Source organism: Mycolicibacterium diernhoferi (assembly GCF_019456655.1).
GTDB classification, from domain to species: domain Bacteria; phylum Actinomycetota; class Actinomycetes; order Mycobacteriales; family Mycobacteriaceae; genus Mycobacterium; species Mycobacterium diernhoferi.
Genome location: NZ_CP080332.1, coordinates 1113838 through 1126485 on the forward strand (window position 1 = coordinate 1113838; position 12648 = coordinate 1126485).

Here is a 12648-nt window from a genome sequence, read left to right on the forward strand (position 1 = left end):
CGAACCGTCGACCTGGCTTCAGTCTGGGCGGCGCGGAGGCGTGCGGGAGCCCGAAAAAGGCCCCAAAACCGGCCAACTACCAGGCGTTTTGGCTCCACCGACGCCGGGAATGTACCCTCTTTAAGGCCCTACGGCCGAAGGTAGTGCAGGCCCCCTTAGCTCAGTCGGTAGAGCGTTTCCATGGTAAGGAAAAGGTCAACGGTTCGATTCCGTTAGGGGGCTCGGTAGACGCCCGGCGGCTCCCGCCCGCGTCGATCGGGGCGGTGTAGCTCAGCTGGTTAGAGCGCACGACTCATAATCGTGAGGTCGGGGGATCGAGTCCCCCCACCGCTACAGGTAGAACAACGAGAGGCAAGAGACGTGGCGTCGAGTACCGACGTACGGCCGAAGATCACTTTGGCCTGCGAGGTGTGCAAGCACCGTAACTACATCACCAAGAAGAACCGGCGGAACGATCCCGATCGCCTGGAGATCAAGAAGTTCTGCCCGAACTGCGGTCACCACCAGCCCCACAAAGAGTCGCGTTAACTCTTAGTCGTGACTCTGTCGGAGAAGATCGTCGGGAGGCATTTCCGGTATTCCGACGCCTACGAGGTCGGTCGCGAGAAGATCCGCGAACACGCCCTCGCCGTCAAGAACGACGATGCGTTCTACTTCGATGAGGCTGTCGCCGCCGAGCTCGGGCATGACTCGCTGCCGGCGCCGCTGACGTTCATCTGCATCTTCGGTTACACGGCTCAGTTGGCTTTCTTCGAAGACGCGGGAATCAGCATCAAGGACGCTCAGATCGTCCAGGTGGATCAGGCGCTGAAATTCCTACGGCCCATCCGGGCCGGCGACAAATTGTATTGCGACGTCTACGTGGACTCGGTCCGGCAGGCGCACGGCACCGACATCATCGTCACCAAGAACATCATCACCAATGACAGCGGTGACATCGTTCAGGAGGCCTACACGACCCTCGCGGGGCGTTCAGGCGACGGAGAAGAGGGTTTTTCAGATGGCACTGCGTGAATTCAGTTCGGTCAGCGTCGGCGACACCCTTCCCGAGAAGGTGATCCCGCTGACCCGCCAGGACCTGGTGAACTACGCCGGCGTGTCCGGCGATTTGAACCCGATCCACTGGGACGACGAGATCGCCAAGCAGGTCGGTCTGGACACCGCCATCGCGCACGGCATGCTCACCATGGGCCTCGGTGGCGGCTACGTCACCTCCTGGGTGGGTGACCCGGCCGCGGTGACCGAGTACAACGTGCGGTTCACCGCTGTGGTGCCGGTCCCCAACGACGGTGTGGGCGCCGAGATCGTGTTCAACGGCCGGGTGAAGTCCGTCGACCCGGAGGCCAAGTCCGTGACGATCGCCATCTCCGCGACCACCGGCGGGAAGAAGATCTTCGGCCGCGCCATCGCGACCGCGAAGTTGGCCTGATATGGCGTTGAAGGCAGACATCCTCGGGATGGTCTACAAGTACCCCGAGGTCTTCGTGGTGGGCCGCGAACAGGTCAAGCAGTTCGCCCTGGCCGTGAAGTCTCCCGATCCCGCCTCGTTGTCCGAGGAGGCCGCTGCCGAGCTCGGCCACGATTCGCTGGTGGCGGGCCCGACGTTCGTCTCGATCGTCGCGCTGCTGGTGCAGCAGGACTTCTTCCGCAACGTGGATGTCGGCATGGAGACCATGCAGATCATCCAGGTCGATCAGCGGTTCGTGTACCACCGGCCGATCCGGGCCGGCGACCGCCTGCATGCCGAGCTGGAGGTCAAGTCGGTGGAGAGCCGGTTCGGCGCCGACATCGTGGTGACGCGCAACGTGCTGACCGACGATGACGGCGGGCTGATCATGGAGGCGTTCACCACGCTGATGGGTCACGAGGGCGACAACTCGGTGTCGGTGCGTTACGACCGCGAGACCGGCCAGGTCTTGCGGGCGGCAGCAGGGGATTAGCAAGTAGTACTTGGGCCGTTGTACACTCGGCTCTCGGGGTTTTCCCACTACAGCGCGCTGTCCGTCGGTTCGGAAATCGGCCGGTCGGGGAGCGCGTCACTGTGTGAGGCCTCGAACGAAGGGGCGTAGCTCAATTGGCAGAGCAGCGGTCTCCAAAACCGCAGGTTGCAGGTTCAAGTCCTGTCGCCCCTGCTCAACTGAATACTCGACAAGTGTGGACACTGGAAGGTGACCACACGTAACCAGACGAAAGGCATGCGGTGAGCGACGATCAACCGCCTCTGGGGCCTTCGGCAGGCGAGGGGCCGGTGGACGGCGGGACAAGCGGTTCCGCCGGGGCTCCCGCCGGACCGCTGCGTCCCTCGGGGAAGCGGTCGCGACGCACGGCAGCCGAGCCGGCCGGAGGCGCCGTTGCGGTGTCCGAGTCCGACGACGCGGACGACGCCGGGGCCGACGAGAAGCCGGCCAAGCGAACGAAGACGGCCAAGGCCGCCAAGTCGACCGACGGTGCGCGTCTGAACCCGTTCGCCTTTGTCTGGAACTACCTCAAACAGGTCGTCGGGGAACTGCGCAAGGTCATCTGGCCGAACCGCAAACAGATGGTCACGTACACCACGGTTGTCTTGGTGTTCCTGGCCTTTATGGTGGCGATGATCGGTGGTGTCGACCTCGGGCTGGCCAAGCTCGTGTCGCTCATCTTCGGCTGACCCACGTATTGAGAGAGGACTGACAACCGTGACTAGCTTCGACGGCGACGATCAACTCGACGCCGAAACGCCTTCGGGTGAAGCCGTCGACGTAATCGACGAGACGCCTGCGGCTGACGAAGCCGGTGAGACCCCGGTGGAGACAGAGGCCGCTGAGCCTACGGAGGCCGCAGAGGAGGCCGCTCCAGAGGACGAGGATCCGGCCGTCGCCCTGAAGAAGGATCTGCGGACCCGTCCGGGCAACTGGTACGTCATCCATTCGTACGCCGGTTACGAGAACAAGGTGAAGGCCAACCTCGAGACCCGCGTGCAGAACCTCGACGTCGGCGATTACATCTTCCAGGTGGAGGTGCCGACCGAAGAGGTCACCGAGATCAAGAACGGCCAGCGCAAGCAGGTCAACCGCAAGGTGCTGCCGGGTTACATCCTGGTGCGCATGGAGCTCAACGACGAGTCCTGGGGCGCGGTTCGCAACACCCCCGGTGTCACCGGGTTCGTGGGTGCGACGTCCAAGCCGTCCCCGCTGTCGCTGGACGACGTGGTGAAGTTCCTGCTGCCGCCGGCCGCGGCGAAGAAGCCCGGCAAGGCTGCCGCAGCGGCCGCCGCGTCGTCCGAGGCCACCCTGGAGCGTCCGGAGATCCTGGTCGACTTCGAGGTCGGCGAGTCCGTCACCGTCATGGACGGTCCGTTCGCGACGCTGCCCGCGTCCATCAGCGAGGTCAACGCCGAGCAGCAGAAGCTCAAGGTGCTGGTGTCGATCTTCGGTCGTGAGACGCCCGTTGAGCTGACGTTCACGCAGGTCGCGAAGATTTAGTTTTCGGGCCCGGATATCGGCCGGGCCCATCGAGAGAAGGAAAAACCACAGCATGGCCCCGAAGAAGAAGGTCGCCGGGCTGATCAAGCTGCAGATCCAGGCCGGGCAGGCCAACCCCGCCCCGCCGGTCGGTCCTGCACTCGGCCAGCACGGCGTCAACATCATGGAATTCTGCAAGGCGTACAACGCCGCGACCGAGTCGCAGCGCGGGAACGTCATCCCCGTAGAGATCACCGTCTACGAGGACCGCACCTTCACGTTCGCGCTGAAGACCCCGCCCGCCGCCAAGCTGCTGCTCAAGGCCGCAGGCGTGCAGAAGGGTTCCGGCACCCCGCACACCACCAAGGTCGCCAAGGTGACCTGGGACCAGGTGCGCGAGATCGCCGAGACCAAGAAGGAAGATCTCAACGCCAACGACATCGACGCTGCCGCGAAGATCATCGCCGGCACCGCTCGGTCCATGGGCATCACGGTCGAGTAGTACGACAAAGCAATTCCGTGGGAGAGCCCGCTTCGGCTCGCAACCACGACCTCTGAAACTGGAGAACACATGAGCAAGAACAGCAAGGCTTACCGCGAAGCCGCCGCGAAGGTGGATCGCGACAATCTCTACACCCCGCTCCAGGCCGCAAAGCTGGCCAAGGAGACCTCGTCGAAGAACCAGGACGCGACCGTCGAGGTGGCGATCCGTCTGGGTGTCGACCCCCGCAAGGCAGACCAGATGGTGCGCGGCACCGTCAACCTGCCGCACGGCACCGGTAAGACGGCCCGTGTCGCGGTGTTCGCGGTGGGAGAGAAGGCCGAGCAGGCTGCCGCTGCAGGCGCCGATATCGTCGGCAGCGATGACCTGATCGAGAAGATCCAGGGCGGGTTCCTGGACTTCGACGCCGCGATCGCGACCCCCGACCAGATGGCCAAGGTCGGCCGCATTGCGCGCGTGCTGGGCCCGCGCGGTCTGATGCCGAACCCGAAGACCGGCACCGTGACGGCTGACGTCACCAAGGCGGTCAACGACATCAAGGGCGGCAAGATCAACTTCCGCGTCGACAAGCAGGCCAACCTGCACTTCGTGATCGGCAAGGCCTCCTTCGACGCGACCAAGCTCGCCGAGAACTACGGCGCCGCCCTCGAAGAGGTGCTGCGGGCCAAGCCGTCGTCCTCGAAGGGCCGCTACCTGAAGAAGGTCGTCGTCTCCACCACCACCGGCCCGGGCATCCCGGTCGACCCGGCGGTCACCCGCAACTTTGCGGTGGAGGAGCAGGCGTAAGCCGGATCCGACCGTGAGGTCAGAGGAGCAGGCGTAGTCCTGGTCTTTAGAACCAACACCCGAAACCCCGCCCTTGTGGCGGGGTTTCGGCGTTTCAGGGTTCCGTGGGGTCCAGCGGTATGGCGACGGTGGCCAGCAGCGCGCGGTGATCCGAACCCGGGACGTCGACGGAATGGATGGACTGCACCGCCGAATTGCGGGTCAGTACATGGTCGATGGCGATCACGGGCGGGATCCACGGGTGCGGGGAGTAGGTGGGCATGAAGCCGGCCCCGGTCTGGTTGACGGCGTCGCGGTAGCCGGTGGTGAGCAGATCGCGGAACTGCTTCATGTCGGCGGTGGCATTGAAGTCGCCGGCGATGATCACCGCGGCCGGGCCGGCGGTCTCGGCGTATTCGGTGAATTCGGTCTTTGCAGCGGTGATCCGGCGTTGCCAGGCGTCGAAAGTGTTGGCACCGGCCGCAAGCGGAGACGTCAGGTGCACGCTGGCCACCAGCGGGTTGTTCTGGACGCCGGGTACGCGCACCCGTGCGGCGATGAAGTTGTTCCGGTGTGTTGACCGGGGGAGCGCGGTGAGTGGATACCGGCTCCACAGGCCCATGCCTTTGGCGTTGGGCCGGGGTTCCAGGATGGAATACGGGAACACCTTGCGGATTCCTGCCTCGCGCAAGCGTGTGACGGCCTCGGCGGTCAGCTCGGAGACGGTGATGACGTCCGCGCTGCGGGTTGCGAGGTCGACGAAGAACGGCGCGTCCGCGTGACCCTTCTGGAGGTTCGAGGCGAGAACCCGAAGTTCGGTGGTCTCGGGGCCGCCGTCAGACGTGTGGCCCAGATAGAGCCACGGGATCTGGATCGCCAGGGCTGCCGTGAGCAGGATTGCCGCGGCGGCCGCCAGTACCTTTCTGCGGTAGAGAACCGCGATCACCAGCGCGGCGAACGATGCCAGGGGAGCGTAGGGCGCGCTGGCTGCGACGATGAGCGCCACCAGATTTGACAGCGACAGGGTCTGTGCGAGCAGCGCTGCTGCGCCGTACAGCAGCGCAGCAGTCGCCACGAAGGCCGGCAGCCGCGGAGGTCGCAGCCACCGCGATCGCGAGCGGTGGTGCTGGGAACGAGAACTCAGCGAGGACGGCAAAGTTCGACGATCGGGGGCAGTAGTGCGGCGATCTGTTCGCCGACGGTGGCGAACACCTCCCGACTCTGGCCGATGGGATCCGGAATGTCCGGAATCTGATCTTGAGCCAGGTGAGGCCGCAGATTAGCGAGTTCTGCAACAGAGTGTGCGTGAAGGTCCGTGATCAGGCGTGACGCCTCGGTCAGTGTGAAGGCACGGTGGAGCCGCTGCGGTGCCAGCTCCAGAACCGCGTCCCGATGCGCACGAGTCATCGTCAGGATGAGATCGGCCCCAGCCGCGATTTTCGCCGTCAGCTGCCTAGCAGCAAACCCATCGGAATCACCGCCCAGACCGTGCAAAACCTGTTCAGCTTCCGGGTGGACCGGGTGGCCTGTCACCGCCCGCGTGCCGGCGCTCGAGGTGGTGAACTCGGGGATGCCCTGGGCCGCTGCAAAGGCCGCGGCCAGGCGTTCGGCAGTGGGTGACCGGCAGATGTTCCCGGTGCAGACGAATAAGACGTGCAGGATGCGCTCCCTCGTGGTGGGCGGGTCCATATCGGTGGTCGGCTGCAGGTCGACTACGGCAGCCTACGGTCCAGTATCCCGTGTTTCCGAGCTGACGGACGGTACTGGGGCGTCGACCAACCTCGGCGTGATCCTGTGCGGCAAATTTCTGAGTGGACGGATCATCGCTCTACTCGATCCCCGTCCCCGGAATTCAGCAACGGTACCCCGGTGCCAGATCGAGGACGACGTGTCGCCGATGAATTGACGGTCATGGACAAGTTCGCGGTGCTCATCGTCGACTAGATCCCTCCACGTCAAGTGTTTGCTGGAGGATGCCCGGGTTGCCCAGGTGGTCTGATGGTTGGTCCTGTCGGCTTCATCTCTGCCGCGCCGAATGAGGTGAGTGTCTTCGTTGGGACCGTTCCGCGAATTGCTATCCCAGCAAACATCGATGGCTGGGTGTCAGGTACTTCCGTACCGGTTGTCGAAGGCGGAGTGGTGCATGTCGAACGATTGGAGGACGTCACGGTGAAAGGCGCTCTACCAGGATATTTGACCGCCGCAGCGATTCCATGACGACGTTTCTGGGTTAACTCTGGGAAAAATCCAGTTCCTGGCTGTCCAAGAGGTAAACATCCGACTAACATCCAGCTCAATGTATATTCACTCGTGCGGCTGGCCGACTGCCGTGGAAGATCCAGCGTGGTCAGCTGGCGGCGTACGAGCGAAGTGCTTTGGCAAAGTGATGACGCATAGCGACAGGGGACTGATGCGTATGACGACCGACCGAGGGCTCGCGTTGGCCGGCGTATGGGGGGCGATTGGCGATGCGAGCCGGATGCGGTTCGTAAATGGGATAACCAATTTGCCAGCTGACGAGGCCGTAAATAATAGCCTATTCGGCATGGACGCGCAGTCATGACGGTCGTAAACCCCAATCCGGCTTCCGTGCACCGCACCGCACCAGGGGGGAAGGCGGACCTCACCGCCGTCGGCCCCGGGGCGCAGGGGATGCCGGCGCAAGCTCAGCAGGTCGCCGAACTCCTTGTAAAAGGGCCGCTGCCTTACGTCTCCGGTCATGGTGTGCCCGCCGCACAGAGGAGGACTTCACGGAACCATGCGGTGCGCAACCGTCTCGGTCGTGTGCGGGCATGGATGGTGGTGCCGGTCGTTGATTTCGTCATGATGATGGTGCCACTCGCGTGGCGTCCCTGGCAGCCGCTGACGGTCTTGACTATGGCTGTCCTGGGCACACTTCTTCTGTCTGGCGGCACCCGTTACGTAGCCCCGCTACACCTCAGCGTCCTCGACGAGCTGCCGGCGATCGTGACGCGCCTTCTGGCGACGGTGGCTGCGGTCGCGGCTGTCGTTCTGCATCTGCATGCCAAGCCCCAGGTTCTGGTCTTTCTGGAGACCGCGTGTCAGGCCGTGGCGTTGGTGGTTATCGGGCGGGTCGTGACGACACGCCTGTGTGCGTGGGGCCGCCGACGTGGCATTGCCAAGCATCACACCGTGTTGATCGGTGGCGGGCCCACCGCGAAGGAACTCGCCAGAGTTCTCACGGAGCACCGGGAATACGGATTGGTGCCGGTCGGGTTCGTCGACGACAGTACGTCCTGCCCCGCGGCGGACCTCCTACCTCGCCTCGGTCGACTCGCAGACTTGGACATGGCACTCATCACCAGTGGCGCCGACACCATTCTGGTCGCCGATGGCGACTTCGATGAACGGGCACTGATTGACGCGGTGCGCACCAAGGTGGGCATGACGGCGGAACTGCTTGTGGTGCCGCGACTGCACCACTTCCACACGCTGACCGGCACGGCCGATCACATCGGGTCGATTCCGATCATGCGTATCCGGAACCCGAATCTCCATGGGCTTGCCCGGATCGGGAAACGGCTCTTCGATATTGTGTCGGCGGGTGCGGCTCTCATCGTCCTGTCGCCGGTGCTGGCGGTTGCCGCATTGGCTGTCCGGCTGGAGGGCGGACCCGGAGTGATCTTCAGGCAGAACAGAGTTGGCCGCGATGGGCGGGAGTTCGAACTACTGAAGTTCCGTTCGATGAGGCCGGCCAACGAGGCCGAGTCACAGACTCAGTGGAATGTCGCTTCCGACAACCGCGTTGGGCCAGTCGGAAAGTTCCTGCGGCGAACGTCGATCGACGAACTCCCGCAGCTCTGGAATATCTTCCGTGGCGATATGACCGTCGTCGGGCCCCGGCCTGAGCGCCCACATTTCGTTGAACAGTTCTCGTCGCAGTTTGACAGGTACGCACACCGTCACCGCGTACAGGTGGGGCTGACCGGCTTCGCTCAGGTCAGCGGACTCAAGGGTGATACGTCGATCGCCGACCGGTGCCGCTATGACAACTTCTACATCGAGAACTGGTCGCTCTGGCTGGATATCAAAATCATCATCCGGACCTTCCGCGCGGTCGTGCTCTACCGCGAACGGTGATCTCAGCCGATGTTGCCAAACAGGGTGTTCCCTCGGCAGGCCAGAACTCTTGAAGAGTGAGATACGTAGTCACGCTGTGGGACTGGCGGACTACGCGCCGCAAAAGCCGACTAGCTCCGATCGGAAGGGGTAGCGCGTCCGATGCTACTCGAATTGACTGACCTGCTGACTATCTCGTTGCTGCTGGGGGCTGTGGCGTGTGCTTTGGCGGTGATATACCCATACGCGGTGTATCCGGCTCTTCTTCTGCTCCTGAGAAAAAGGCCGATCGAGCGCGGTCGTCCCGACGCTGCCGATGGCAGACAGTTCAGCATGCTGTTCTGCGCCTTCAATGAAGCTGAGTCGATGCCTGCAAAGCTTGCGAACATGCGGGAGCTCAAAGCACGTTATCCGCAGCTGTCGATACATGCTTTCGATGATGGGTCGGACGACGGCACCGCCGACATGATCGAGCGTGACGCGCCATTCATCTCCCTGGTGAGAGGTGGTGGACGGAACGGAAAAGCCCACGGAATGAAGTTGCTTGCGGCTGCGGCGGACACGGAATACCTGGTCTTCACTGATGCGAACGTCCTTCTCGATCTTGACGCGCTAGACGCACTTGCAGCGTGTTACGCAGACCCGGCGGTGGGAGGAGTTTGCGGAGCTCTGAAGTACCTGGGTGCTGAGGGGTCTGCGACAGCATCGGTGGGAGGAAAGTACTGGCAGCTTGATGAGAAGTTGAAGGATCTGGAGTCGGCAACGGGAAGCGTTATGGGAGCGGACGGTTCGATCTTCTCGATCCGAAGGGCGCTCTATCCGCAATTTCCGGACACAGTTCTCGACGACCTCACCGTCTCGATGGAATGTGTGTTCCGGGGCTACCGTCTGGTGAAGTCGAACGATGTGATCGCCTACGAACGGCTGGTTTCCGCTCGATCCGACGAGTTCGCGAGGAAGATCCGGATTGCTGCGAGAGCGTTTGGGACTCACCGTTATCTCCGGGAGAAGCGACGTGAGATGTCGCGCGTCGACCGCTTCAAGTATGCCTCGCACAAGACGATTCGATGGTTCGGTGGCGCTTACTTGATTCTCGGGACAGTTCTGGGGATTGCCGCCGCAGCGATAGTGGCACCGATGTTGGGTCTTGCTCTGCTGTTGGTGCTCGCGCTGCTGCTGTCGTTGGGCTACCACTCGACCAGAGGGCCGCATTCCGCGGTTACCGAACTCGTGCTTGCGTTGATTGCGACCCTCGTCGGCGTGGTGCGTGCATTGCGCGGACAGACGATGGTGACGTGGAATCCGGCGAAATCACGTTCTCCGAGTGGGACATCGGCAAGCTGATTTCAGCGGACGACAACCAGTCTTGCGCGCGATCAGGTGGGCATCCCTCCGTGGGGGCAGACCGCCGGCGCCGGGCTCTGCAACCCGTTTACCGGCGGATTGACTTCAGGCCCGACCGAAATACCTCCGCATAGGCCCGCCGAAGTGGCGGGACGAGCAGTATTACCGCGGCGGTCACCCCGGCCATCACAGATACACCGATTGCAATTTGTCCCCAGGGATTATCGAGTTGGGCCCAATGCGTTATGGAGAATGCGGCAATTCCCCCCATTGCATTCGCGAAAAGGATCTGCACGGAGCTGCGGAACAGAGGACGCACATCCACACTTGAGGTGCGAGCGAGAAAAGCGAGAGCGATTGGCCACGCGATTGCATTACCCAGGGCGTAAGCCCAAGCGACCCCCTCTACACTGATAAGAGCGCCACCGATGATCAGCGCGATCGTAAGCGGTCGCGAAATCAGGGCCTGTTTGAGGTTGGTGCGTGTGAGGCCTAGAGCCAAGTAGCCCCATAGAATCGGATAGCTCAGCATTTGAAATACGCCGGCGATCGAGAGGATTCGGAATAGTTCGGCGGTCGGTAGCCATTCATCGCCGAGAACTATCTCAACCGCGGGCTCTGCGAGTGCGCCAAGGGCTATTAGCAGGAAAAGCATAGCTGCGAGTAGTGCGGACTGCGCTTTAGCAAGGTAAATATTGAACGTGCGAATATCGGCCTGTACTTTAGACAAGACCGGAAGTGCAACTCGCAGCAATGGGCTGGCTATCTGACTAAGCGGCAGGGTGAGTAACTGAAAGGCCCGATTGTAGTAACCAAGAGCAGTGGCACCGAATTGTTGACCGATCAAAATAGAGTCAATATTCTTGCTAGAGTAATTAAGAAGTTGGTAGCCGAAAAGATCCAATCCGAACCGGATGAATTTTCTGGTTTCTTCGCCCCGGTAATACCCACGAGGAAGCCATTTGGAGGTCATGCCGAGCACTGTCATCACAACGGCTGAGTTGATGACGAACTGGAAGACCAAAGCCCAGTATCCCCAGCCGGCCAGTCCTCCGATAATTCCGGCGGCGACGCCCGTTGTCAGCCCAGCAAGTTCGGCGACGACGAGTGACGTGAATGCCAGGGATCTCTGCAGGTTCGCGCGGAACTGCGCAGCGATGCCGTTGAAGAGGAAGGTGACGGCCAGGACCTGCGTGATCGCAACAAGCCGCGGGTCGCCATACAGGGAAGCGATGGACCAGGACGCCAGATAGGCTATCCCCCCGATAACCCCCCCTAATAATGTATTAAGCCAAAATAGATTGCTGCGTTGCTTGACCGAAAGATCCGCTGCTTGGACCGCTGCGGCAGAGAGTCCAAAGTCCCTCAGGATGTCGCCGACGCCAATAATAGCGATGACCATGGCGAGCAGGCCGAAATCTTCGGGCAGGAGTATGCGCGCCATAACAACGACGCCGATTGACTGCACCAAAATTCGAACGAATTGGCCACCCATGGTTATTGCAGCTCCGCGTGCTGCGCGCTTGCCTAAGTTCGGCGAAACCACATCTTCGTGGGAACTGGCCCCTGTGTTCCTTCTCATGAAAGGTCGCAGAGCGGTATTGCGATAATTGCGGACGCTGGTACGGAGTTCGACTCAGTGGCATTATCAGCCTGCGCGGGGTCTATTCTGGCACCGAGTGCTTGACCGTCGGGTTGGAACATCGTCTTACAGTAGCCTTCCCGTGGTTGTGGTTCCTGTAGCTGCACAGGATCGCGCCTGCCCTGAGGTACCTGAACAACGCGTGTGCTCGGTCGCAATACGGCATATGATGATGTTCACTGCGAGTTACAGCCTAATCGCGAATTTTGTGACTGGCGAGCCTCGGCCTGGTACTTCCGCCGAATAACTTGTCTGGAAGGCGCGAACATGGCTGGCTTTGGTGGTGCGAGGTCGCGTTACATGAAGCAAGATCATGCCCCGCGTACTTTGAGCGGTGACAGCTAGCATGTAAAAAGCGCGATCTCGCAACGGCAGCACTTGGGCGCGGGGATAGAGCAGGGAGGAACTAGCGAGAATGATTTTCGGCTACACCACGGGCGTATTTGACATGTTTCATATTGGCCACCTGCGTGTGCTCGAGCGGTCCAAAGCCCTGTGCGATCAGCTGATCGTCGGCATCACCACCGACGAACTCTCGCGCGAGCGAAAGCAGAAGCTGCCAGTCGTCTCGTTCGAGGAACGGAGACAGATCGTCGCGGCCCTTAGGTGCGTCGACATGACGGTGCCACAGACGTCTATGAACAAGCTGCTGGCATGGGAAGCGCTTCGGTTCAACAAGATGTTCGTCGGCGACGACTGGCGAGGAACAGACGTCTGGAACAACCTGGAGGTTCAATTTGAACCGCTCGGAGTCGAAATCGTCTACCTCCCGTACACGCAATCAACGTCGAGCACCAAGCTGCGTGATGCGTTGAACGGGTTGCACGGCTCGGATGCGTGATCATCAGGTGTTGACGGTTCTAGCTCGGCGGATC

At 61.8% G+C, this 12648-nt stretch carries 15 protein-coding genes and 3 tRNA genes; 15 read left to right on the plus strand and 3 right to left on the minus strand.

Features of this window, described 5'->3' with window-relative positions:
• Positions 1-149: 149 nt before the first annotated feature.
• From K0O62_RS05300 to rplA, 11 genes are all read left to right on the plus strand, one after another.
• A tRNA-Thr gene (locus K0O62_RS05300) sits at positions 150-222 on the plus strand.
• Positions 223-259: 37 nt separating this feature from the next.
• Positions 260-333, plus strand: a tRNA-Met gene (locus tag K0O62_RS05305).
• Positions 334-360: 27 nt separating this feature from the next.
• On the plus strand, positions 361-528 hold the full coding sequence (rpmG, locus tag K0O62_RS05310) for a 50S ribosomal protein L33 (protein WP_023985310.1): 168 nt from the start codon (positions 361-363) through the stop codon (positions 526-528).
• A gap of 9 nt (positions 529-537) precedes the next feature.
• The gene (gene hadA, locus K0O62_RS05315) at positions 538-1014 is read left to right on the plus strand and encodes a (3R)-hydroxyacyl-ACP dehydratase subunit HadA (RefSeq protein ID WP_073856977.1); all 477 of its coding nucleotides are present in this window, start codon (positions 538-540) and stop codon (positions 1012-1014) included.
• On the plus strand, positions 1001-1429 hold the full coding sequence (gene hadB, locus K0O62_RS05320; RefSeq protein WP_073856976.1) for a (3R)-hydroxyacyl-ACP dehydratase subunit HadB: 429 nt from the start codon (positions 1001-1003) through the stop codon (positions 1427-1429). Before hadA ends, hadB begins: the two co-directional genes overlap by 14 nt.
• Position 1430: 1 nt before the next feature.
• Entirely contained in the window at positions 1431-1940 is a 510-nt protein-coding gene (gene hadC / locus K0O62_RS05325) for a (3R)-hydroxyacyl-ACP dehydratase subunit HadC (RefSeq protein WP_073856975.1), read from the plus strand.
• A 119-nt stretch (positions 1941-2059) separates the two neighbouring features.
• Positions 2060-2132, plus strand: a tRNA-Trp gene (locus K0O62_RS05330).
• A gap of 68 nt (positions 2133-2200) precedes the next feature.
• Positions 2201-2647, plus strand: coding sequence for a preprotein translocase subunit SecE (secE, locus tag K0O62_RS05335; RefSeq protein WP_073856974.1), 447 nt, complete (start codon positions 2201-2203; stop codon positions 2645-2647).
• A 28-nt stretch (positions 2648-2675) separates the two neighbouring features.
• Positions 2676-3461, plus strand: coding sequence for a transcription termination/antitermination protein NusG (gene nusG / locus K0O62_RS05340; RefSeq protein WP_073856973.1), 786 nt, complete (start codon positions 2676-2678; stop codon positions 3459-3461).
• A gap of 52 nt (positions 3462-3513) precedes the next feature.
• Positions 3514-3942 carry a 50S ribosomal protein L11 gene (gene rplK, locus K0O62_RS05345; protein ID WP_073856972.1) on the plus strand — a complete coding sequence of 143 codons (429 nt, stop codon included), beginning with the start codon at positions 3514-3516 and terminating at the stop codon, positions 3940-3942.
• Positions 3943-4011: 69 nt separating this feature from the next.
• On the plus strand, positions 4012-4728 hold the full coding sequence (gene rplA, locus K0O62_RS05350) for a 50S ribosomal protein L1 (protein ID WP_073856971.1): 717 nt from the start codon (positions 4012-4014) through the stop codon (positions 4726-4728).
• A 94-nt stretch (positions 4729-4822) separates the two neighbouring features.
• Here the strand turns inward: rplA and K0O62_RS05355 are convergent, their stop codons facing one another.
• The gene (locus K0O62_RS05355; RefSeq protein ID WP_234800141.1) at positions 4823-5782 is read right to left on the minus strand and encodes an endonuclease/exonuclease/phosphatase family protein; all 960 of its coding nucleotides are present in this window, start codon (positions 5780-5782) and stop codon (positions 4823-4825) included.
• A 65-nt stretch (positions 5783-5847) separates the two neighbouring features.
• Positions 5848-6366, minus strand: a complete 519-nt coding sequence (locus tag K0O62_RS05360; RefSeq protein WP_073857171.1) for an arsenate reductase/protein-tyrosine-phosphatase family protein — start codon at positions 6364-6366, stop codon at positions 5848-5850.
• Positions 6367-6705: 339 nt separating this feature from the next.
• Between K0O62_RS05360 and K0O62_RS05365 the strand changes: the two genes are divergently transcribed.
• The 3 genes from K0O62_RS05365 (at position 6706) to K0O62_RS05375 (ending at position 10131) form a co-directional block, all read left to right on the plus strand.
• The gene (locus tag K0O62_RS05365) at positions 6706-6924 is read left to right on the plus strand and encodes a hypothetical protein (RefSeq protein ID WP_131830415.1); all 219 of its coding nucleotides are present in this window, start codon (positions 6706-6708) and stop codon (positions 6922-6924) included.
• A gap of 342 nt (positions 6925-7266) precedes the next feature.
• Positions 7267-8808 carry a sugar transferase gene (locus tag K0O62_RS05370; protein ID WP_234800139.1) on the plus strand — a complete coding sequence of 514 codons (1542 nt, stop codon included), beginning with the start codon at positions 7267-7269 and terminating at the stop codon, positions 8806-8808.
• A gap of 153 nt (positions 8809-8961) precedes the next feature.
• Entirely contained in the window at positions 8962-10131 is a 1170-nt protein-coding gene (locus tag K0O62_RS05375) for a glycosyltransferase (protein WP_073857170.1), read from the plus strand.
• Between the two features lie 88 nt (positions 10132-10219).
• Here the strand turns inward: K0O62_RS05375 and K0O62_RS05380 are convergent, their stop codons facing one another.
• Positions 10220-11713 (minus strand): lipopolysaccharide biosynthesis protein, encoded by a 1494-nt coding sequence (locus tag K0O62_RS05380; protein ID WP_073856969.1) that lies wholly within the window; start codon positions 11711-11713, stop codon positions 10220-10222.
• A 475-nt stretch (positions 11714-12188) separates the two neighbouring features.
• On the opposite strand from K0O62_RS05380, the gene K0O62_RS05385 reads away from it, so the two are divergent.
• Positions 12189-12614, plus strand: coding sequence for an FAD synthase family protein (locus K0O62_RS05385; RefSeq protein ID WP_073856968.1), 426 nt, complete (start codon positions 12189-12191; stop codon positions 12612-12614).
• Positions 12615-12648: the final 34 nt, after the last annotated feature.